The 18,136-nt window shown below is 62.4% G+C and carries 22 protein-coding genes and 2 pseudogenes; 4 read left to right on the top strand and 20 right to left on the bottom strand.

Annotation, left to right across the window (positions count from 1 at the left end; all coding sequences use genetic code 11):
• The first annotated feature begins 76 nt into the window (after positions 1 to 76).
• From msub_RS00115 to msub_RS00100, 4 genes are read left to right on the top strand one after another with little or no spacing between them, the layout of a single operon-like run.
• Positions 77 to 625, top strand: coding sequence for an iron transporter (locus tag msub_RS00115; RefSeq protein WP_048494149.1), 549 nt, complete (start codon positions 77 to 79; stop codon positions 623 to 625).
• Positions 626 to 627: 2 nt separating this feature from the next.
• On the top strand, positions 628 to 960 hold the full coding sequence (locus msub_RS00110) for a cupredoxin domain-containing protein (protein ID WP_048494148.1): 333 nt from the start codon (positions 628 to 630) through the stop codon (positions 958 to 960).
• Positions 961 to 969: 9 nt separating this feature from the next.
• Positions 970 to 1,800 (top strand): FTR1 family iron permease, encoded by an 831-nt coding sequence (locus tag msub_RS00105; RefSeq protein WP_048494147.1) that lies wholly within the window; start codon positions 970 to 972, stop codon positions 1,798 to 1,800.
• A gap of 7 nt (positions 1,801 to 1,807) precedes the next feature.
• Positions 1,808 to 3,226 carry a 4Fe-4S binding protein gene (locus msub_RS00100; RefSeq protein ID WP_048496892.1) on the top strand — a complete coding sequence of 473 codons (1,419 nt, stop codon included), beginning with the start codon at positions 1,808 to 1,810 and terminating at the stop codon, positions 3,224 to 3,226.
• Positions 3,227 to 3,360: 134 nt separating this feature from the next.
• Here msub_RS00100 and msub_RS00095 read toward each other — a convergent pair whose 3' ends face one another.
• From msub_RS00095 to msub_RS21945, 20 genes and pseudogenes are all read right to left on the bottom strand, one after another.
• Positions 3,361 to 4,167, bottom strand: a complete 807-nt coding sequence (locus msub_RS00095) for a DNA adenine methylase (protein WP_048494146.1) — start codon at positions 4,165 to 4,167, stop codon at positions 3,361 to 3,363.
• Positions 4,118 to 4,306 (bottom strand): Com family DNA-binding transcriptional regulator, encoded by a 189-nt coding sequence (locus msub_RS20855; protein WP_082146364.1) that lies wholly within the window; start codon positions 4,304 to 4,306, stop codon positions 4,118 to 4,120. Before msub_RS20855 ends, msub_RS00095 begins: the two co-directional genes overlap by 50 nt.
• A 147-nt stretch (positions 4,307 to 4,453) precedes the next feature.
• Positions 4,454 to 4,879, bottom strand: coding sequence for a C40 family peptidase (locus msub_RS00090; RefSeq protein ID WP_048494145.1), 426 nt, complete (start codon positions 4,877 to 4,879; stop codon positions 4,454 to 4,456).
• Positions 4,876 to 5,454 (bottom strand): hypothetical protein, encoded by a 579-nt coding sequence (locus msub_RS00085; protein WP_048494144.1) that lies wholly within the window; start codon positions 5,452 to 5,454, stop codon positions 4,876 to 4,878. The genes msub_RS00090 and msub_RS00085 overlap by 4 nt, the downstream gene beginning before the upstream one ends.
• A gap of 9 nt (positions 5,455 to 5,463) precedes the next feature.
• On the bottom strand, positions 5,464 to 6,411 hold the full coding sequence (locus msub_RS00080; RefSeq protein WP_048494143.1) for a gp53-like domain-containing protein: 948 nt from the start codon (positions 6,409 to 6,411) through the stop codon (positions 5,464 to 5,466).
• Positions 6,411 to 6,998 (bottom strand): YmfQ family protein, encoded by a 588-nt coding sequence (locus msub_RS00075; protein ID WP_048494142.1) that lies wholly within the window; start codon positions 6,996 to 6,998, stop codon positions 6,411 to 6,413. The genes msub_RS00080 and msub_RS00075 overlap by 1 nt, the downstream gene beginning before the upstream one ends.
• Complete coding sequence (locus msub_RS00070; protein ID WP_048494141.1) at positions 6,989 to 8,050, bottom strand: baseplate J/gp47 family protein; 1,062 nt, start codon at positions 8,048 to 8,050, stop codon at positions 6,989 to 6,991. The genes msub_RS00075 and msub_RS00070 overlap by 10 nt, the downstream gene beginning before the upstream one ends.
• A 3-nt stretch (positions 8,051 to 8,053) precedes the next feature.
• The gene (locus msub_RS00065; protein ID WP_048494140.1) at positions 8,054 to 8,494 is read right to left on the bottom strand and encodes a phage GP46 family protein; all 441 of its coding nucleotides are present in this window, start codon (positions 8,492 to 8,494) and stop codon (positions 8,054 to 8,056) included.
• Positions 8,494 to 9,123, bottom strand: a complete 630-nt coding sequence (locus msub_RS00060; protein WP_048494139.1) for a phage baseplate assembly protein V — start codon at positions 9,121 to 9,123, stop codon at positions 8,494 to 8,496. Before msub_RS00060 ends, msub_RS00065 begins: the two co-directional genes overlap by 1 nt.
• A complete protein-coding gene (locus msub_RS00055) occupies positions 9,117 to 10,157 on the bottom strand; it encodes a phage baseplate assembly protein (protein WP_048494138.1) in 1,041 nt (346 codons plus the stop codon). The genes msub_RS00060 and msub_RS00055 overlap by 7 nt, the downstream gene beginning before the upstream one ends.
• Positions 10,150 to 11,310: a DNA circularization protein gene (locus msub_RS00050; protein ID WP_048494137.1), complete on the bottom strand. Its 1,161-nt coding sequence runs from the start codon at positions 11,308 to 11,310 to the stop codon at positions 10,150 to 10,152. The genes msub_RS00055 and msub_RS00050 overlap by 8 nt, the downstream gene beginning before the upstream one ends.
• Before the next feature lie 909 nt (positions 11,311 to 12,219).
• A complete protein-coding gene (locus msub_RS00040; protein WP_048494135.1) occupies positions 12,220 to 14,052 on the bottom strand; it encodes a phage tail tape measure protein in 1,833 nt (610 codons plus the stop codon).
• A 108-nt stretch (positions 14,053 to 14,160) separates the two neighbouring features.
• Positions 14,161 to 14,562, bottom strand: coding sequence for a phage tail assembly protein (locus tag msub_RS00035; protein WP_053077919.1), 402 nt, complete (start codon positions 14,560 to 14,562; stop codon positions 14,161 to 14,163).
• Positions 14,562 to 14,917: pseudogene (locus tag msub_RS20850) on the bottom strand (phage tail tube protein). The gene msub_RS00035 and the pseudogene msub_RS20850 overlap by 1 nt, the downstream one beginning before the upstream one ends.
• Before the next feature lie 41 nt (positions 14,918 to 14,958).
• Positions 14,959 to 15,153 carry a hypothetical protein gene (locus msub_RS21710; RefSeq protein ID WP_053077918.1) on the bottom strand — a complete coding sequence of 65 codons (195 nt, stop codon included), beginning with the start codon at positions 15,151 to 15,153 and terminating at the stop codon, positions 14,959 to 14,961.
• Positions 15,150 to 16,364: a phage tail sheath subtilisin-like domain-containing protein gene (locus tag msub_RS00025; protein WP_053077917.1), complete on the bottom strand. Its 1,215-nt coding sequence runs from the start codon at positions 16,362 to 16,364 to the stop codon at positions 15,150 to 15,152. The genes msub_RS21710 and msub_RS00025 overlap by 4 nt, the downstream gene beginning before the upstream one ends.
• Positions 16,365 to 16,428: 64 nt before the next feature.
• Positions 16,429 to 16,668, bottom strand: a complete 240-nt coding sequence (locus tag msub_RS00020; RefSeq protein ID WP_048494133.1) for a DUF2635 domain-containing protein — start codon at positions 16,666 to 16,668, stop codon at positions 16,429 to 16,431.
• A 12-nt stretch (positions 16,669 to 16,680) separates the two neighbouring features.
• Positions 16,681 to 17,237 (bottom strand): annotated as a pseudogene (locus msub_RS00015) (phage protein Gp37).
• On the bottom strand, positions 17,237 to 17,629 hold the full coding sequence (locus tag msub_RS20845) for a gp436 family protein (RefSeq protein ID WP_227506752.1): 393 nt from the start codon (positions 17,627 to 17,629) through the stop codon (positions 17,237 to 17,239). Before msub_RS20845 ends, msub_RS00015 begins: the two are co-directional and overlap by 1 nt.
• A gap of 20 nt (positions 17,630 to 17,649) precedes the next feature.
• Entirely contained in the window at positions 17,650 to 17,820 is a 171-nt protein-coding gene (locus msub_RS21945; protein ID WP_227506823.1) for a hypothetical protein, read from the bottom strand.
• Positions 17,821 to 18,136 lie beyond the last annotated feature (316 nt).

Below are 18,136 nucleotides of genomic sequence, written 5' to 3'. Positions count from 1 at the left end.
ATCCATGACTGTCTGTGTACACTGCTTCCCAAGTTGATCAGGACTCATTCAGCCCCCCAACCAAGGAACCTTGCCCATGAAACGACTGAACGCCTCTTTAACCGCCTCTGCCCTGCTGCTTGCCGGAGCCGCCGCGTCTCCCCTGGCCAATGCGGCGGAATACCCCATCGGTCACCCCCAGCAGGCGCACGGGATGGAAGTGGCTGCCGTTTACCTGCAACCGGTCATCATGGAACCTGCGGGCAACCTGCCCGCCAAACAGGCGGACGTTCATCTCGAAGCCGACATCATGGCGCTGGAAGAAAACCCGAACGGTATTCCGGCCGGTGCCTGGGTCCCCTACCTCACCGTGGATTACGTACTCAGCCGGGAAGGCAGCGACAAGACAGTGTCCGGCACCTTCATGCCGATGGTCGCGAGTGACGGCACCCACTATGGCGCCAACGTGAAACTCGAAGGCCCGGGCAAGTACCACCTCGAATACACCATTCACGCGCCCACCTACATGGGCAAACCGTTCATGCGGCACGTCGACCGCGATACCGGGGTGGCTGAATGGTTCGATCCGTTCACTCTGGAGTATGACTTTGTTTATGCCGGAACCGGCAAAAAGGGAGGGTATTAACCGTGTCCAGGTTTCTCCGGGCATCACTGGTGTTGCTGTCATTCGGAGTCGTCACGCCCGCATTTGCGGGCCTGCCGTCCTACGATCTTGAACTGAAGGACGGCGCTCTGAACCCGCAAACCCTCAAAGTGAACGCTGGCGAGCGATTCAAGCTCAACCTGCACAACACCGGCATGGGCCCGGTGGAATTCGAGAGCCCGCGGCTCCGTCAGGAGAAGGTGCTGGCGCCCGGCGCCGAATCGTTTGTGGTGATTCCGCCCCTGAAAAAGGACGAGTACGAGTTCTTTGATGAATTCCACCTTCCTGACGCCAAGGGCAGGATCATCGCGCAGTAGGAGTGACCCATGGAGCAGATCATTTTCGTCGTCTGGCGGGAGAGCATCGAAGCCCTTCTCGTGGTTGGCATTCTCTATTCCTGGCTCAAGCAGTTCGGCGCCGACGGCACCCTGCGATACCTGTGGTTCGGGGTAACCGGCGGTGTGGTTGCCGCACTGGCCCTGGCAGGCGCCCTGCTGGGCATGCAACAGTTCCTCAGCGGCAATGGGCAGGAAATCTTCATGCTCGTGATGATGCTGACGGCGATGGCTCTGATCGTTCACATGGTGCTCTGGATGCGTGAACACGGGCGCCACCTGCACAGCCACTTCCGGGATCAGACCCGGAAGGCGATCAACAACCGGACCTTCTGGTCCATCTCCATCCTGGTCGCGGTCGCTATCGCACGGGAAGGCTCCGAGACGGTTATTTTCCTGTACGGCATGAGCTACGCCCAGCAGAGCATGCAGGACTGGGTCGGTTTTACCGGCGCAGTGGCGTTGGCCCTGGCTCTGGCCGGGCTCACCTATTATCTGCTGCAGGCCGGCCGCTACTGGCTCTCCTGGAAACACTTCTTCCGGGTGACGGAAGTCATGCTGCTACTGCTCGCCAGCGCCCTGCTGCTCTCGGCGATCGACAAGCTGATCGGCCTCGGCTGGCTGCCCGCCGGTATCGACCCGCTCTGGGACACCTCGGCCATTCTCAGTGACAGCAGCCGCCTGGGCGGTGTGATCTCGGCGCTGACCGGCTACCGGGCCTACCCTGCGCTGACAGACGTGGTCGCCTGGGTCGGCTTCTGGATTGTGATTCTGGGCCTGTTCAGGTACCAGAGCCGACAGACCGTCAGCGCCAATGCCTGAGGGTGTCATGCCGACCATCATTGCCACCGACCGCACCGGAACCCAGGCACCCCGGCCGCAGGGCAAACTCGCAGCCTTCGGGCAGTGGATGCGGCTTAATCAGCGGATCATTCGCCGCGTCCAGTGGCTGGTGGTGGCGTTCTATGCCGTGCTGATCATTGTGCCGGCGGTGCGCCCCTTGCCACCCCACACCGCCCACATCTGGAACGACCTCACCCTGTTCGCCCAGTTCCTGTTCTGGGGCATATGGTGGCCGTTCGTGCTGATCAGCATGGTGCTCATGGGGCGGATCTGGTGCGGCGTGTTCTGCCCTGAGGGTTCCCTGAGCGAGTGGGCGAGCCGGAATGGCCGCGGTGGCGCGATACCCCGCTGGGTACGCTGGGGAGGCTGGCCGTTCGTGGCGTTTGTGGGCACGACCGTGTACGGCCAAATGATCAGTGTCTACCAATACCCCAAAGCCACTCTCCTCATTCTCGGCGGCTCCACCCTGGGCGCCATCATCATTGGCTATCTCTACGGGCGGAATGTCCGCGTCTGGTGCCGCTATCTCTGCCCGGTGAACGGCGTCTTCAGCCTGCTGTCGAAACTCGCGCCGGTACACTACCGGGCGGATCCGGAACTCTGGCAGACCAGTCGCGCCCGGGGCGAAAGGCCGGAGGCGGTCAACTGCCCCACCCTGTTGTCACTGAAGGATCTGCAAACCGCCAGCGACTGCCACGTGTGCGGCCGCTGCGAGGGGCACCGCGACGCCATCGAATTGACCGCCCGGGCACCAGGCTCCGAAGTCGTCCATGAAAGCGGCCGTCGCGCGACGTTCGGCGACTTCATCCTGATCACCTTCGGCCTTTGTGGCATCGCCGTCGGGGCGTTTCACTGGTCTGCCAGCCCCTGGTTCATCGAACTCAAACAGACCCTCGCCGTGTGGCTGATCAGCCATGACTGGATGTGGCCGCTGCAGGCCCACATGCCCTGGTGGATTTTCACCAACTACCCCGCGCAGAACGATGTGTTTAATCTTCTGGACGGCTCTCTCCTGCTGGCTTATATCGCAGCTACCGGCCTGGTGATGGGTACGGCATTGTCCGGGTTGCTGGTGGCCTCGCAGCGTGCACTCTCACACTTCAACAAGCGGATGCTCTACCACCTTTCCCACGCGCTGATTCCGCTTGCCGGCGTCGGGGTGTTCCTGGGGCTTTCCGCTGTGACCATCAGCATGCTCCGGGCGGAGCACGTTCCGCTGTTCTGGGTCGGACCAACCCGCGCCGCCCTGCTCGCCGCCGCCGGCACCTGGGCTCTGAAGCTGTTCTGGCAGATCACCGGGCTGTACACCCGCTCCTCCACTCGCAGACTGTTTGCGACAGGATTTGGTGCGGCAGCAATCGCCGTGATCGCGGCGGCCTGGTGGTTGCTGTTCTGGGGCTGGTAACGGGCCCGCGCCGAGCGAAAGGCCTACGAACAGGTTCCGGGATCGTCCAAAATTCGCAAATCAGAAATTGTGTAAACGCGCGCCGGATTTGGCACCGAGTGGCGCCGGACTTGGCACACGCAAACCACGGTAAATCACCGCTCAAATAGACCAGCCTGCCCCCTCGGGACCGGAGCCTTTTCCCAGCTTCCGTAAATGAGCTCAACGCAGCTTGAGGGCTTGTCTGAACCACCCACAGTGTACTGATAATCGACCTCTACAACGTGAAGGCCACTGAAGGCCGATCTGACATCAGGATGGTCGTTGATGCTTATGATCATCTCACCATCGATTGACTTGGCGAGAGACGCCATAGACTCATATTCCTCGAACCCAAAAGGAACTCCGTATCCTTCGGTTTGCCAGTATGGTGGGTCTAGGTAAAACAGAGTGCCGGGGCGGTCGTACTTCTGGATTATCTTTTTCCAGTCGAGGTGCTCGATCGTTGTGCCCGAAAGCCGATAGTGGGCCTCGGCCAGGTCATGCTCAAGTGTGTAGATGTTCCACCGAGGACGGCTGGTGGCGCTTGTTCCAAAGCACTGACCATCGACCTTGCCACCGAACGCCTGCTTTTGCAGGTATAGGAAGCGCGCAGCCCGCTGGACGTCCGTCATGGTCTCAGGCGGGGTCTGGCTCATCCACTCCCAGTGCTGCCGACTCGATAGCAGCCACTTGAACTGTTTGTACAGCTCCTCCAGGTGGTACTTGACCACGCGGTAAAGGTTAACCAAGTCGCCATTCACATCATTCAAGATCTCGACCTTGGAAGGATCCTTCATGAAAAACAGTGCAGCTGCGCCGCAGAATGGTTCTACGTAGCAGCTGTGGTCTGGGAACAGCGGGATAATGTGATCAGCGAGTTTTCGTTTGCCGCCGATCCAGGGTACGAGAGGTTTTGCCATGGGAGTACTTCACATCCTTTTCCATGGGACTCGCGGTCCTCTCGTTGATTTTCCCGCAGCGCGGGCATTTGATTTCTAGTTGTTCAAACAAACCCTTAGCGAGCAGCCTGTTGCAACTACCACAACGGATGTTATGCATGTGAACCTACCTTGTTTCTGGTAGGCTTTCTCGCGCCGTGACGTCGCGGTGAGAAAGCCTTGGCTGGTTCACAGCGCCTAGCTCGCTGTGTTCTGGTGGCCCTCTAGCGTGGCAGCGCTATTGGGTCGCTTTCTCTTTTCTTCAAAATTAATCGATGGCTTCCAGCAGTGGAGACAATAGGATGTCGCGGGGGGTGACCCTCCATACCTTGTCGAAACGGAGCAACGGATGCCCGGCCTGTTGGAAAGCCCAGGCAATCAGCTCAGAACAAAACCAGGAGTCTTGCTCCTGCCAGTTACGGCGAAAGCCCCATCCAAAGATGCCGGGCCAGTCGTAGGGCCGGCCAATCTGGCTGCGGGCGGCCTCAACAACCTCAGCAGGCGCAGCCACCTGGAAGCGAACAGACGCCTTAACCGGCTCGGGATCTCGCACGGAGACACCGAAACGGGCCGTGGCGCCCAGCAGCCGGCCATCGTCCAGAACCAGGTCCACATGGCTGAACGGCGACCAGGTGGCCCAGCGGATCACCCGGTTGCCGATGCCTTTGGTGGTGGAGAATTGCAGGGTGATCATGGTTTCAGGGCTTCTAGCTGGTCTATATAAGGCTGGGCGACCACCTCCATGTCATGTGCGGATGACTGGTCGGTGGCCGCGTCGACAGCGGCTTTCCCAGATAGGCGGATCTGGCGGATGTTACTGAGAACTTGTGTCCAGGCTGCGGCAGTAGCTTCGATGTTCTGGGCCGATTCCTCTGCAGAAATACCTGCAGCGTCTGCCCACACCTGAATATCTGCCGGCACCGAATTTGCCGGACTGCCGGCCGCACGCCACTCTTTTGTGGCCTCCAGCGCCTGGCGATATTCCTGCTCCACCAGTTGGCCATCACTTACGTAGCGTTGGCGGGCTTGTCCCGCAGCCCGGTCGATGGCTTGCTTGGCTGATTTTCGCCGATCGGCCAAAACGGGTATCGGCTTCGACTCCAAGTACGGCCTGCCATCTGAATCAACCTTTATCGTGCTTCCGTCCGCCTGCCCGTTGATCAATGTAGCGTGATCTTCATATGAAATCTCGACAACGTCGGCAGGCAGGTTGTCGTGAATGGCGTCATCGAAAAATCCACCGGCAGTCTTGCTAAAGTAAAGTGCCATATACGACTCCTAGTATCCGAAAGCGAAGTATTGAGCAGCCATCCCTGCCTGCTTGGAAGGGCCTGTAGGGTCGAGCCTGCGTCCCGCGCCTCGAATTTCCGTCAAAGTGCTATTACCGTTGGTTCCGTAAACAGTCGCGGTGTCCGTGTCCCAAAGTCCTCCAGTAGCTGAATCCGCATTTGCCTCAGTTAATACTGCGCCCAAGAACGCGTTTGGGAAGGCGATCGGAAAGAAAGCTGCTATGAAGCCCTGACTATCGGTAGCTGCTTTACCCCATTGAATGATCAGACCACCTGGAAGCCTCTGATAACCACTGTCCGCCAGATTCTGGTTCCCGCCTTTAAATGCTGCCAACAAAGCTGCGCCATCGATCAACCGTCCGGCGTCGAAGGCCTGAGCCTCGGCATCCGTCGCCACCAACACCGGCGCAGTCCAGTCGGTCACACCGTCCGCAATGAGCACTAAGCGCCGGGAAACGGTCAGGGACAGGCTGGCAGCACCCTCGATGGTGTCCGGGTTCGTGCCGTCCGGGGTCACCGTCACGGCGTTGGCGCTGCTGTCGGTGCGGGCGATTGTGTAGCCCAGGCCCTTATTGCCAGCAGAGGCCGGCAAATTCAGTGTCACATCGCCTGCACTAGCATCCACCAGCACCAGCCCGGCCTCGGCCACGGTCAGGGACTTCGGCGAGTCCGCACTGGTAACGGTCGTAACACCACGGGCAGAAAGCCGACTTACAGCTTCGACCACCTGTTGCAAGTCCGTGTGATCCGGTTGCTGGCCTGATTTCGAGACCAAGGCCACCAGGCTCTCCAGAATCATGTGGTACCAGTAAGCACCCGGAATTGTCGCGGGGATACCCTGCGCGGGGTTGCCATCGGTCGGATAACCTGCACTGGGCGTTTGTGGAGCCTGCGGCGCCGACTGCGTTGCATTGCGCTCATAAACTCTATCGACCATCAGTCCTCTCCATAAGCAAATAGAACACGGGTATGCGCCGGCTTCAGGCGCTCAATAACACACTCCAAGCGGTCGTTGCCCCACGTGGCAAGGGCCTCGCCGACGTTGCCGATGACGGAGTGATAGATCACGGTTTCCTCGGCGCTGCGCACGGTGAAAGCCCATCGCCAGGCGATGCCATAGATCGGCTTGTCAACCGGGTCGCCAACGGTATGCGCGGTGTAGTCTTCCACCGCAACGGCGTAACCGAGATCCGCCGCCAGTTCCTGAAAGTACTTGCGGCTGGCACCGCCGGTACTCGTGAACACTCGCAACAGGGCCGCTCGACGCTCTGCGATGGTCTGCTCACGGTCGACACAAGGATCAGGCAAGCCGGCCACTCGCTCCCAGTCGCTGAGCAGCTCATAGGCGGTACGCGGATCCGCCTCGTTGATCAGCACATCCGCCCGACCGTCCAATCGTTCGAACGCGCCAGCCCGAGCAGCCAGAAGTTGCTGCCAAAGGCTCTCGGGCGCTTGCGGCAGAGCTGCCCCGGGCGGAGCCAGCTGATTCATCAGGTCTTTATACTGGTCACGGCTTAAAGCCATGTCGGTGTCCCCAGAACGGCGATTTCGTTAATGGCATGCACCACATCCGTGTCAGGCATCACCAGTTCATGGCGGCTGTCTCCGGCGGCTACGTAGATGACACCGGATAGCTGCTCTCGATATAGAGTGCCACCAGGCTTGGCCACATCGGTCAGAAAGTCCTTGAGTGCGGCACTTACCCGATCGCGGGCTTGCTGGGTGTCAGGCGTTAGACGGATGCTCGGATCTAACGGTTTGGCCACTGGTTTAACAGCATAAAACCCTCTGGCGGCCACCGGACGCTCCCCATCGATGTAGGTCTCGACCGCCTGTATGACGGCATCGGTGGGAATAATGTTGGCCAGTTCGTCGCACACCAGGCGCAGGGACACCTCCCCTTCGTCCGGTTGATGCGGGTAAACCCAGGCCCGGGTCACATCCGGATGCGCCTCGAGGGCCCAGCCAATGTAATCCGCCTCGCTGCCCCCATGGGGCTGCCGGCGAATCCGCTCCAGCAGTCGCTCCCGGAGCCGCTCAATGTCCTCTTGATCGGCGCCGCCAGTGAGCCCCTCTGTATCTACTGTGGCCTCAGCATTCACGCCGCTTACCGGTTCCACAAAACGCAGCGTGGCGCCGGCATCCAGATTGCCGGAGGCACCAGGCTCTACAGCCGTGAGTTGCGCCACCGCATTGCCCTGAGCATCCAGAGTCACGGTGTCGTCCACCGTGTAGACCGCACCGCTGTCATGCTCAAGCTCTGTATCCTGCAACACCTGCGCGCCGGAGGTGCCGGTCAACAGCACCGGGCCAGTGGCAGACACCGCCTCTTCCCGCTCGATCCGCCAGATGCCTGCCCAGCGTTCCAGGTACTCCGCATCCGCAGTGTCGATCATCAGTTGCTTGGCCAGCCACGCCAGATAGCCATAAAGGCCATGAGCCACACCGGCATCCACATCGGCAATCACCCGCAGTAGCGACCGGCGCAACTCCGGACGTGCCGACGACACCCGACCCCGGATATCGGCCCGGACGCCTTCGGCCAGTTCGGTTAAGCTCGGCGAGTTCCAGGGCATCGATTACCTCCACACATAGTCAAATTGTTGCGCCAGGCGCGTGCCGTCACCACGGATCACAGCCACGTCGATCAGCAGCCGGTCACCACCCACCGTGCGCGCTTCCACTTCGATATCGGTGGCCACGCGGTCATCCAGCAACCATTGCAGCGCCTCCCGGGCGTAGCCCTCGGCACGCCGGCGAACTTCCTCCAGATCCTTCTCGCGGCTCAGCAGCCAGAGGCGCGAGCCAAACTGGTCACCCTGCCGATCGGCCAGGGCGTCGGCCCACCAGCCACGCCGGTCGGTGGTGCCGTCTGGCAAGGCGTCGTCCGCACGGGCGCGGCGATCGCTCAGGAGTGACAGCGCCACGGCCGTGCGCATGCCATCGTCAGCCAGTAGGTCGCCGTTGGTACCAAGAGACACGTCCAGCTCCCCATTGAGTCCCTTTAGGCGCACATCCATCAGATCATCCCCTGGTTGGGCGAATCAGTCGGCCCACCGTTGTCGTTTTCATTGTGGGTATGGCTGTTGTAGGTACCGCGCATGTCACTCATGGTGCCTACGCCGTCCTGCACCTGGCCGGCCGCCACCATGTTGCCGCCGGCGTTGATGTTCTGCTCAACCACCAGGTTGCCGGTGGCCGTGGTCAGCGGCGTGTCCAGGGTGACGGACGTGCTGGCGATCACCCGTACCTCCGGCGCCGTCACTTCCACCGCGTTACCGGCGTTCAGGCGCACCACGCGACCGCGCGCGAACACCAGCTCGTCGCCCTCATCGGTGTAAAGCGCCACCTCACCCTCGGCCAAGCCCTTGCGGCGGTACCGGCGGTCGCTGGCCACCAGCGCCACCAGGTGGCCACGGGCACCGCCCACGGCAGCGGCGATGGTCTCCGCGCCCTTCAGCGGTCGAGCCGTAAACCCGTACGGCTCCATGTGCTCCAGGTTGCGGGTTTCGCCCTTGAGCAGGCTCATCTGCAGGCGCTGCAGCCCTGCGCTGGATTCGGTACGGCCAACCACGCCCCGGCTGATCAGCAGGCGCAGGCGGCGCCACAGCGGCGACAGCAGTTTGTAAGCCTCGCGCGCATTCACCACACACTCTCCTCTTGCTCGGGCTCCGGCTGGGCCTGCAGGTCAAAGCTGCTGGGCGGGGCCACACGGATCTCGCTGCGTTCGCCGCGCTCATCGAGCAGCAGCTGCACCTCAGTGATCAGCCACTCCACGCCATCCAGCCCCAGCCAACGATCGCGCACTGGCACGATGTCCCCCGGCCGCCAGATGCCCTGGGCGTGCTGCCAGCCGGCCACCGTGTAAGTCACGCCCCGGGATTCACCCCAGCGCCGGCGCACTTCCCAATCCGCCCGTTGCTTACAGGAGCTGCGATCCACACCGGTGTCACAAACCACCAACGTGGGGCGGTACCGACCAATACCAGTGTCCTTGGCCCGGCCCTCCGGCTCGCTGGCTGTTTCACCCCAGATGGCGTCGTCGGCCACGCTTTGGCCTTGGACAATCACTTCGCTGAACCGGTCCCGATCGCTGAAGCGGCCGCTGGCCGTGCGGATGTTCTCGCCCAGGGCCAGCTCCGTGCTCAAGCGCCCGCGCGGCGGCCGGGTGATCACCAGGCGGCCATCGGCATCCGGTACCAGAATGAGTGCGCGGTAACTGGCAATCTGGGCCAGGGCCTCGGCGTAGGTCTGGCCAGGCTCCACCTCCAGGCTACGAATCGGCCCGCCCACGTTGATCTCGGCCACCACCTCAATGCCAAAAGGCCGGGCCAGCTTGCGGGCGATCTGCAGCACGGTCTGGGACGTCTCAATCGGTTGGGCGGTACCGGAGGCATCCACCAGGTCTGCCGTTTTAGAACGGCCGCTAACCACCAGGCTGTGCGTGCGGGCGTCGTAACTAGGCAGCACGTCGTCGATGTAACCGGTAATCACGCGCTCGCCGTCAATCTCTACCGTCACCGACTGGCCCGGGCGCAGCGGCCGGGGCTCAGGTGAGTCCGCCCATTTCTCGGTCAGGCTTACCTCGAAGGTGTCCGCCATCTGTTTCAGGCTCCGGCGGATGGTCACGTTCTTCCAGCCGCCGTGGAGCTTTCCATCTACGCGCAACATCAGCTCACTCACTCAGCACCTCCAGCTCCGAACCACCGGGCACCGCACCTGGATGACGGACGCGGTTGCGGGCCACGATCTCCTCGCTGCGGGTGGCGTCGCCATACAGGCGATGGGCGATCACCAGCGCCGGCATGGCGCGGCGGGTGTTGAATACAGTCAGCTCTGGCAGGGCGGTACCGCGCCGGCGCAGGTCATCCACCACGGCCGCGCGCAGAGACACCAGGCGTTGAGTGGTTGCCGGTGTGGGTGGCTCCGTGGTGGAGAGCGGGTCGGTCAAGCCACGGTGGATGGTCTCCAGGCTTTGCTGGGCACTGTCGCGGGTGTTGTAGGTCCAGCTGGCAGAGGCACGGGCAGCCGCCACGGCTGAGCCACGGCGAACCAGGTTAACGGCAGCGGTCTGCGCCTGGGCCTGCAGGCGGGTGTCCAGTGGAGCGGTTAGCGATGCGGACCGGGTCTCACCGGCACCGAACAGCGCCTCATAGGAACGCAGTGCCCGCAATGGCTCGGCCAGCCGATCGGCAATGCCCACCAGGCTGTCTATGATGGCCACGCCCAATTCACCTGGCGTGCGGATTACGCGGGCAATGGTGCCGCCGATATCGCCGGCGATGCCTTCCGCGTCTTGAAGGGCATTCAGAATGGCGGTTTCCACCTCTTCCACCCGATCAGCGGCCAGGTCGACGATCTCGAACTGCTCCTCAAACTCCGCCTGCAGGGCATCGAAGGCGCTCTCGGCGCGGTCTTCCACCACCTTCTGGGTGTCTGCCACCGCACGCGGGTACCGGGGCTTGTCATCCGCCCGAACGACGGTAAGGGTTACCCGGGCCATGCCGCCTTCGCGGGTGGTTTCGGTGATGCGCGGCTCACCAATCACCACCACCTGGTGTGTGCCGTAATAGCTGTGGCGCATCTCAAAGGCACCCGGCAGCTCCAGGGCATCCGCCAGGCGGTTGCGCTGTGCGTCGTAATCGTCACCCACCAGGTAGCCGGTGATCTGCCACTCCCGCGCCTTGCGGCCCAGGTCTTCGGCGTAGGGCTCATCGCGCAGGGGGTACTCGTGCACTTCCACACGGCGACCAGGTGAGATGGAGCCGCGCTCCAGGTAAAGCACCACGCCCCGGAACTCGGCGGTGCCGTCTCCGATTCGATCTCTCCAGGTCATTGGGCTATGCTCCTCGGATAGATGGAGGGAGTGTAATGATGAGCAATTGGATTCGAGTCCCGCTGGGAATGCTGGCCGGCCTGTTGATTTACATCGTGGTTTCTCAAGCCGGGGATGACCGCACCTTGGAGATGAAAATCAGCGCCGAACAGGCGACCCAAGAAGACATTCAAAAAGCTAAGGGCTACCTGGCCGGCTTTCTGGAGACCTGCCCAACCCTCTTTAACAAATTCGAAGACCGCATTGTTGAAGGCCCCACTATTGAGTTGAAAAGCCCCATGCCGTATCGAGAAGACACCTACGGCTGGCCCCTGGAAGTGGAAGTCAGTCTCGTGGTTGCCCCTGATGGCGGCGTGGCCAGCGGTCACCACGTTTATTATTACCTGTGGGACGATGTATGGCTTACACAGAAGCATCAGGGGGCTGAGTTTTGCGGCCGCCAAGGAAAAGCCGGCAGAGACACCGTCGTCTACACCAAAGGCGAGCCCAAAAGTAACGCCCCTATCGGCGTCACTATCGACCCGGCCGAGAAAGCCGAATCCGAAGCGATCGCCAGCAAGCTGGGACTCAGCCATGGAGAAAGGTACAGCTATCGCGAGTGGCGGCTGGACACCCTGGAAAGGTTCCGGTACCACCTGCCGGCCATTGGTGACTGCGGCACCTGGACCGAACCTAAGGACTGTGATCGGCAAGCCAGATATGAGGGCGTGGAACTCATCTACTGCTCTCACGGGAAAGACCGATACGGCGCTTGTGTCCGGCCCGGGGATGGCCCCTTTCTGGAGACCTACTACCTGACCGAGCACGATGTGACCCTCCTGGCAGAGGAACACCTGACCGATGAGGGGAGCTACTTCAAGCTGCTGCAACTTGCTGAGGACGCCAACCAGATATTTACAAAAACTGAGTTCACGGCCAGATCCCCCATGCCCCAGAGTCAACGTCCAGGTCCGGGCCACCCGGACCTTTCTCTGGGGTCGCCCCACGCACTCGACCATCCTGATCGATCTGAATCCTCACAGTGCTCTCGCCACGGCCTTCGTTGTAGCGGATAGCCCGCTGCGCTTCATCGTTGCCGAACGCAGCCAATACGCGGGCCACGCTCTCGCCGATAGCCTCGCCAATGTTGCGGCCGGTCTCAGTGCCCAGCATCCCCTGATCGGTCAGCAACTTATTGCTGACGAGTGAGCCCACTCCATATCCAGCAGCGCCAGCAGCTCCCACTGCCAACCCTGCCGTACCCATCACGCCGAGCCCTGCGGTTGGCAACATTCTCAAAGACGGCGCACGGCGCGCCATGCGCCAGTTGCTGACACGGTTTGCACGGCGCCTGTTACCCCTGGAACCACCAGCCCCGCCACGAGCATCAGCGCCAGCACCAAACCCACCACCCGGCATGTTGACGACATAGACGGGTTGAACTCCGGACGCTTCCTCAAGAGCCTTGCCAACTGCAACACCGGTACCTAAGCCTCCGAAACGTTGCAGCAGCTTGCCGCCACCTTTGGCCAAAGCCAGACCGCCGGCCGCTGCCGCCAGCCCGCCGCCGATCATTTCCTTGCCGCTGAGATTCTGTTCATCCAGAAGATATTTGACTGCGTTTTCTACGGCCTCATTGATTGGCTTTGCGAACTCATCTGCTGCACCAGAGAGAGCATTCTTGAGGCGGGCGACCTGATCAACCGAATTCGACAACGCCTCTTCGAGATCCCTGCTGATCGTGCCAGCGCTGTTCAAAATGTCTCTGGTCTTGGTTCTGGCGCCGGCAATCGCATCCCCGGACAAAAGCGTTCTAAGACCCTTGATTGTGTCGAGGTCAGCATTGCCAAAAGCTGCTTCAATAGCGCCGGCCCTCTGCTGATCGGTCTCCAGCTCCTGATACCTGGATGCAATATCGTCCAGCACGTCGAAAGCTGCACGGCGGTCACCCTCGGCGTTATAGAAGCTAACCCCCGTCGCGTTTTGAGCACGCTCCATGTATTTGGAATTGGTGAATAACCGCAGAGTCGAATCAACTAAGGTAGCCAGACGTTCCGGGTTTCTCTCGATCATCGAGAGCTGCTCGATGAAGCCCAGGGTGTCCGCAAATTCGAGGCCCGCAGATTTGGCATTAACACCGACTCGGGCAAAAATGCTCGACAAATCCTCCAGCTCGGCATTACCCAGTCGTCCGGCTTTGGTCATTTGATCAATCAAGGCCAGCGCTGTTTTCGGGTTAGAAAGGTCAAACTTGAATGCCTCTCCAGCAACTCCAACAGCCGAGGCAAGCACTTCAGCGTTAGAACCGGTCACCGCCATGGCCGGGTTAATGGCCATAATCGTGGCCAGCGCCTGCTCCCAGCTCTGACCAGCCTGAATAAGGCTGTTAAAGCCGTTCAGCAAGGATCCGAGAGACTGGCCAGTCTCCTCACTCATCCGGTGCAGCTCGGCTCTGAGCAACTGAGACTGCTCTACGGTGGCGCCCGCAGTCTGTCGGATCTGGATAAGCTGCTTATCCAACTTGGCGGACTCAACAGCCAGCCGGACACCCGCGTAACCGGCAGCGGCACCGCCGAGCATGGCGGTGTAGCGCCCGCCGAGGGACTCCAGGGTGCGCCCCAAACCACTGGTCACCCGCTGCAGGCGGCTCATGTGCCGGCTGCCGTTGGTGGCCAGCTGGCGCATGGAGCCTTCGTAACGCCTGGCGTTTCGTTCCAGGTTGCCCCGCAGGTTCATCACCACGCTGGCGCGCAATTCGCTCATGCTGAGTCCTTCCGGGTTTGTTGGATGTATCGCATTAACTGGCGCGGTGTCATGCCGCGCTGCTCGGCCTCACTCCAGCCGGTGTGGGTGGCAACCCTCCAGATCGCTTTAGTCAGCGTCCGGACGGCCGCCTTCGCCTCGCCCCCGTTTCACCACCTCCTGCTGCACCTGGTTGATACTGCCGGCGTTGAGGTTGCCGGTCGTGGCCAGCAGCAGGTCGAGGTCTTCGGGGTCCAGCTTGCGCAGCAGCTTCATGTCCAGCGGGCCGCTGATGTCGCCCACGCTGACGATCTGCCGGCGCAGCACTTCCATGCTGCTGCGCGATGGGCTGCTCACCAGCATGGGCTCCACGCCACCGTCGCCGGTGGGCACCATCATCAGGCGCTCGGAGGCTTCCTGGGCGTCCAGAATGTCGCCGGCCGTGGGCTCACGCAGGGTCACTTCCTTGTGCACCTCCTCACCCAGGGCCAGGCCATGGATCAATGCAACGGTGATTCGTGCGCCCGCCATCAGATCCGCTCCACGCCGTAACCGCTCCAGTTCAGCCGCACGCCGCCGTTGCCGCTGCTCAGCTCGACCGTGTCGGTTACGAACGCGCGGCGCAGCATGTAGCCATCCCCGGTGTCGGTCTCAAACAGCACGGTGGCACCGGTAATGCGGCCCAGGGCCAGCAGGTCGGTGTTTTCGGTGTGGCGCACCGTGGTGGTGAGCGTTGGGGCTTCCGGGTTTCCCGGTGGCCCTGCACACCACGGGGCCCCATCACGGCCTCGCGGCTCACGCCGCCCACGTTCAGGGTGGCGTCCACGTCGGTGAGCAGCTCCTCGCCATCCACCTTGACGGTGGCTTTGCCGGTAATCTGGCTCATGTCTCTTTACTCCTGTCTCTCAATGCCAGGGGCGTCAGGCCTTACTGGCGGAACTGGGTCTGCATGGCGTGGATGCGGTACTGGCCAACCAGCTTGGGCGAGTCAATCACGTTCATGCGCTTGGGGTCGGCCGGGTCGATGTTGGCGGTCAGGCTCTCGGCGTAGCCGGCGTAGTCCTGGGCCCAGCCGCTGGTCATGAAGTCGCGGTACAGGTCCAGCAGCTCCGCCTTGATCACCCGGGCGTCACGATCGGCTGGCCAGCGCCGTAGTTGCCGGCGTCGGCATCGCCGGCCAGCTTGTGGCGCGGGTACTTCGAGAGGATGCGGCTGATCTGCTCGTAGCGGATCCGCTCCAGGGTTTCCGGCACCTGGATGTCCAGGTAGGCATCGCTGGCCACGCCGGCGCTGTTGGTCTGGAAGGTGGTGATCTCCCGGTTGATCTGCACGGTGCCGTCGTTGGCCACGGTGAAGGTGGCAATGCCGTCGTACAGCAGCAGGTTGCGCTCGGCCTTGGTCCAGGCCAGAGAGGTACGCGGGCCGATCAGCCCTGGCAACGCCAGGTACTGGAGCGGCCGGGCCGGGTCGTTGCTCAGTGAGCCCGCCGACACCATGGCGTAGGTCACCGCCCACAACCAGGTTGGGCTGGCTGCCAGGTTGGTGCCCATCACGGTCAGGTGCGGGTTGTTGTGGCCGCTGCCAAAGGTGCCCGTCTCAGAGTGAGTGCCCCGGAACGCGGTGAACGCCCGGGCACCCTGCTGCACCATTGGGCCCCAGCGGCGGTCCAGCTCGTTCTTGAGCTCTCCCAGGTTGGCGGTGTCGTTGTAGGGGCAGGCGATGTAGTGGTACCACTGGTCACCCATGGCGGCGATCGCAGCGGCCAGATCCGGATTGGCGGCCCCGTTGGCCATCGCCCCAAAGGTCAGGGTGACGCCATTCGGGCTTACCTCGTCCTGGCGGTTGAGATCCAGATCGATGTCGTTGCCGGTCTCGCCAGCCCAGCGACAGGTGAGGTTCACTTTGGTGGTATCCACGCCGTCCACGGCCGCGGTCACCGGCAAACGATCGTCAGCGGTGATGGCCGCAACCATACTCTGGGCGATATCGGCGGCCGCATCGGCGGCGTCAACCGCAACACGCACCCGGTAACCGGCGATGTACAGCGCCAGGGTACCCGGCACGGTGGCCGTGCCAGCCACGGTGATGCTCCCGGTAGCCTTCACGCCGGTACCGTCGTCATCCAGAGGGATGGCCCAGGTTTCCATGTAGGGGTCGATCTCCAGTGCCGCGCGGATCATCTCGGCGATCATGGAGCCGCGGCCGTAGAAGCGGTCGGCCTGTTCGGCGCTGGTGACCCGCTCAACCGAGAGGGCGGGCTTTTCAGCAGCCGCGCTGCGCTGGCCAGCACCAGCAGGCGGTCTGCCATACGCCACTGTTGGCCAGGCGGTCATCGAACTCGATGAACACGCCGGAATGCGCAGCGCGCTGGGATGTCATTGAATACACCGGCGGTAATCATGGCTTACTCCTGGGTGTCAGTGGATTTGGCGGCGGTTTTGGCACTCGCCTTTTTCGGGCGGTGGCCGTTACCAGGTCGCCATCGCGCAGGCGACGGCGGATGTACTGGCTGGGTTCTACCCAGGCGCCCTCGTCCGGGATCGGCGTGCCGTTCTCCCGGCGCACCTGCAGCACACCGGCGGCGGGTTTGGCCGGGTCACGCTGGCGAGGCTTCACGTAAATGCGTTCTTTGGCCACGGATCACTCCTCCTACTCTGGCTGGTTCAGATCTGCCCGGCTTTGCAGCTCGGGATCGTCCGCATCACCCACCTGATGGGTGCCGGTGTAAAGCTCAAAATCGTTCAAAGTGTTCACATCAAAGGCGGGCGGGAAGGTCAACCGCAGCCGGTAGGCCAGGCCGTAGATCACCACGCCTTCCTTGTCGAACCGGTCGGAGTACAGGTTGTCGATGCTCTCCAGGCTCAGGCTGCCGATATTGTCCACCTTCAGCCCATGCACGGCAGGCGCCACGCGCTCCACCAATTCGTAAGCGCCCACCTGGCGGCTGTTGCCCCGGCGGCGTTCACGCTCGCCACTGGCGTGGGAGGTCACCACGTAAACCACGTATCGGGCATTGGTGGTGGCTGGGTGTTGTCGCCCACCGCGCTGCTGCCACCCCAGGCCACGTAAACACCTGGTGTTCTTCGCAGCGCTGCGCGCAGGGTGGCCTCGCTCCAGCGCCCCGGCAGATCCTCCACCGTGCGCACGTGCGCACCCAGCACCGCCTGGCAGCGCTCGATGATGGCGTCCTCAATGGTGGCCAGCATCAGAAGCCACCGCCGTTAAAGGTGCGCCGGCCGGTGTCGAACTGCGCGTCACCAACCGAGGATTCCGTCGGTACCCGGGTGCCCAGCTTTACCTGGCCGCTGGCCACGGAGCGCAGGAACTTGACCGCGTCGTCGTAGCGCTTGGTCACCTGATCAGTTGCCCGGTTGTCGTAGAGCCGGTACCGGGCGATGTCCGTGCAGTAGGCGGTGACGATGCGCGGCACCGGGTCCATCGGCACCGGATAGCCACCGGCAGACACAAAGCCGTCGATCTCGCCACTGGCGTCCTCAATGGCCTTGTCGACCACCGACTGGTCGATGACTGCCCCAGTGCTGTCAGGCACCAGATCCAGCAGCTCGTTCTCGCCGAACCGCTCGATCAGGTCATCCAGGGTGCAGTAGGCATGATGGCTTACTCCTCGGACTCGGCCGGGTAGGTCACGTCCTCGACAATCAGTGCCGGGTCTTCCTTGATCGCTTTCACCTGCTCGTCGGTGAGGGACTCCAGGTCCACACCGATGGGCTCGCGGCCAAAGCGAATGCCGGCACGCCGGCGACTGCCCACACGGCGGCGGGTACGCACCCACAGCGCGGCCTTCTCGCCCTCGGGCGGGTTGTCGTTGTCGCCCTCCGGGTCTGGGGTCTGCTCGCCCTGGTCATTCTGGTTGCCGGTTTCCTGGGTGTTGTCACCTGGGCGTCCTCGGGCTTGGCGTCGCCAGCCGGCTCTGCAACGTGCTGCCCAGCCTCGCCCGTGGCGCTCGCACTCTCTGGCGCTTGCGGTGCCTGGGCGTTATCGGTGGTGCCTTCCTTGGCGGCCTGGTCCTTGGCCGGCTCCGTTGCTTCGGTTTCCTTGGCGCCCTGGCCAGGTTGGGTATTCGGTTCCGCTGCCTTGGTGCTGG

Origin of the sequence: Marinobacter subterrani, assembly GCF_001045555.1 — a bacterium.
GTDB classification, from domain to species: Bacteria; Pseudomonadota; Gammaproteobacteria; order Pseudomonadales; family Oleiphilaceae; genus Marinobacter; species Marinobacter subterrani.
Note: the sequence above shows the minus strand (reverse complement) of the source record. Positions and strands in the feature narration are given on the sequence as shown.

Excerpts from the sequence above, each read along its gene's own strand:
- msub_RS00115 (WP_048494149.1), top strand. The coding sequence starts at position 77 with ATGAAACGACTGAACGCCTCTTTAACCGCCTCTGCCCTGCTGCTTGCC.
- msub_RS00105 (WP_048494147.1), top strand. The coding sequence starts at position 970 with ATGGAGCAGATCATTTTCGTCGTCTGGCGGGAGAGCATCGAAGCCCTT.
- msub_RS00100 (WP_048496892.1), top strand. The coding sequence starts at position 1,808 with ATGCCGACCATCATTGCCACCGACCGCACCGGAACCCAGGCACCCCGG.
- msub_RS00095 (WP_048494146.1), bottom strand. The coding sequence starts at position 4,167 with ATGGCAAAACCTCTCGTACCCTGGATCGGCGGCAAACGAAAACTCGCT.
- msub_RS20855 (WP_082146364.1), bottom strand. The coding sequence starts at position 4,306 with ATGCATAACATCCGTTGTGGTAGTTGCAACAGGCTGCTCGCTAAGGGT.
- msub_RS00090 (WP_048494145.1), bottom strand. The coding sequence starts at position 4,879 with ATGATCACCCTGCAATTCTCCACCACCAAAGGCATCGGCAACCGGGTG.
- msub_RS00085 (WP_048494144.1), bottom strand. The coding sequence starts at position 5,454 with ATGGCACTTTACTTTAGCAAGACTGCCGGTGGATTTTTCGATGACGCC.
- msub_RS00080 (WP_048494143.1), bottom strand. The coding sequence starts at position 6,411 with ATGGTCGATAGAGTTTATGAGCGCAATGCAACGCAGTCGGCGCCGCAG.
- msub_RS00075 (WP_048494142.1), bottom strand. The coding sequence starts at position 6,998 with ATGGCTTTAAGCCGTGACCAGTATAAAGACCTGATGAATCAGCTGGCT.
- msub_RS00070 (WP_048494141.1), bottom strand. The coding sequence starts at position 8,050 with ATGCCCTGGAACTCGCCGAGCTTAACCGAACTGGCCGAAGGCGTCCGG.
- msub_RS00065 (WP_048494140.1), bottom strand. The coding sequence starts at position 8,494 with ATGGATGTGCGCCTAAAGGGACTCAATGGGGAGCTGGACGTGTCTCTT.
- msub_RS00050 (WP_048494137.1), bottom strand. The coding sequence starts at position 11,310 with ATGACCTGGAGAGATCGAATCGGAGACGGCACCGCCGAGTTCCGGGGC.
- msub_RS00040 (WP_048494135.1), bottom strand. The coding sequence starts at position 14,052 with ATGAGCGAATTGCGCGCCAGCGTGGTGATGAACCTGCGGGGCAACCTG.
- msub_RS00035 (WP_053077919.1), bottom strand. The coding sequence starts at position 14,562 with ATGGCGGGCGCACGAATCACCGTTGCATTGATCCATGGCCTGGCCCTG.
- msub_RS00025 (WP_053077917.1), bottom strand. The coding sequence starts at position 16,364 with ATGACCGCCTGGCCAACAGTGGCGTATGGCAGACCGCCTGCTGGTGCT.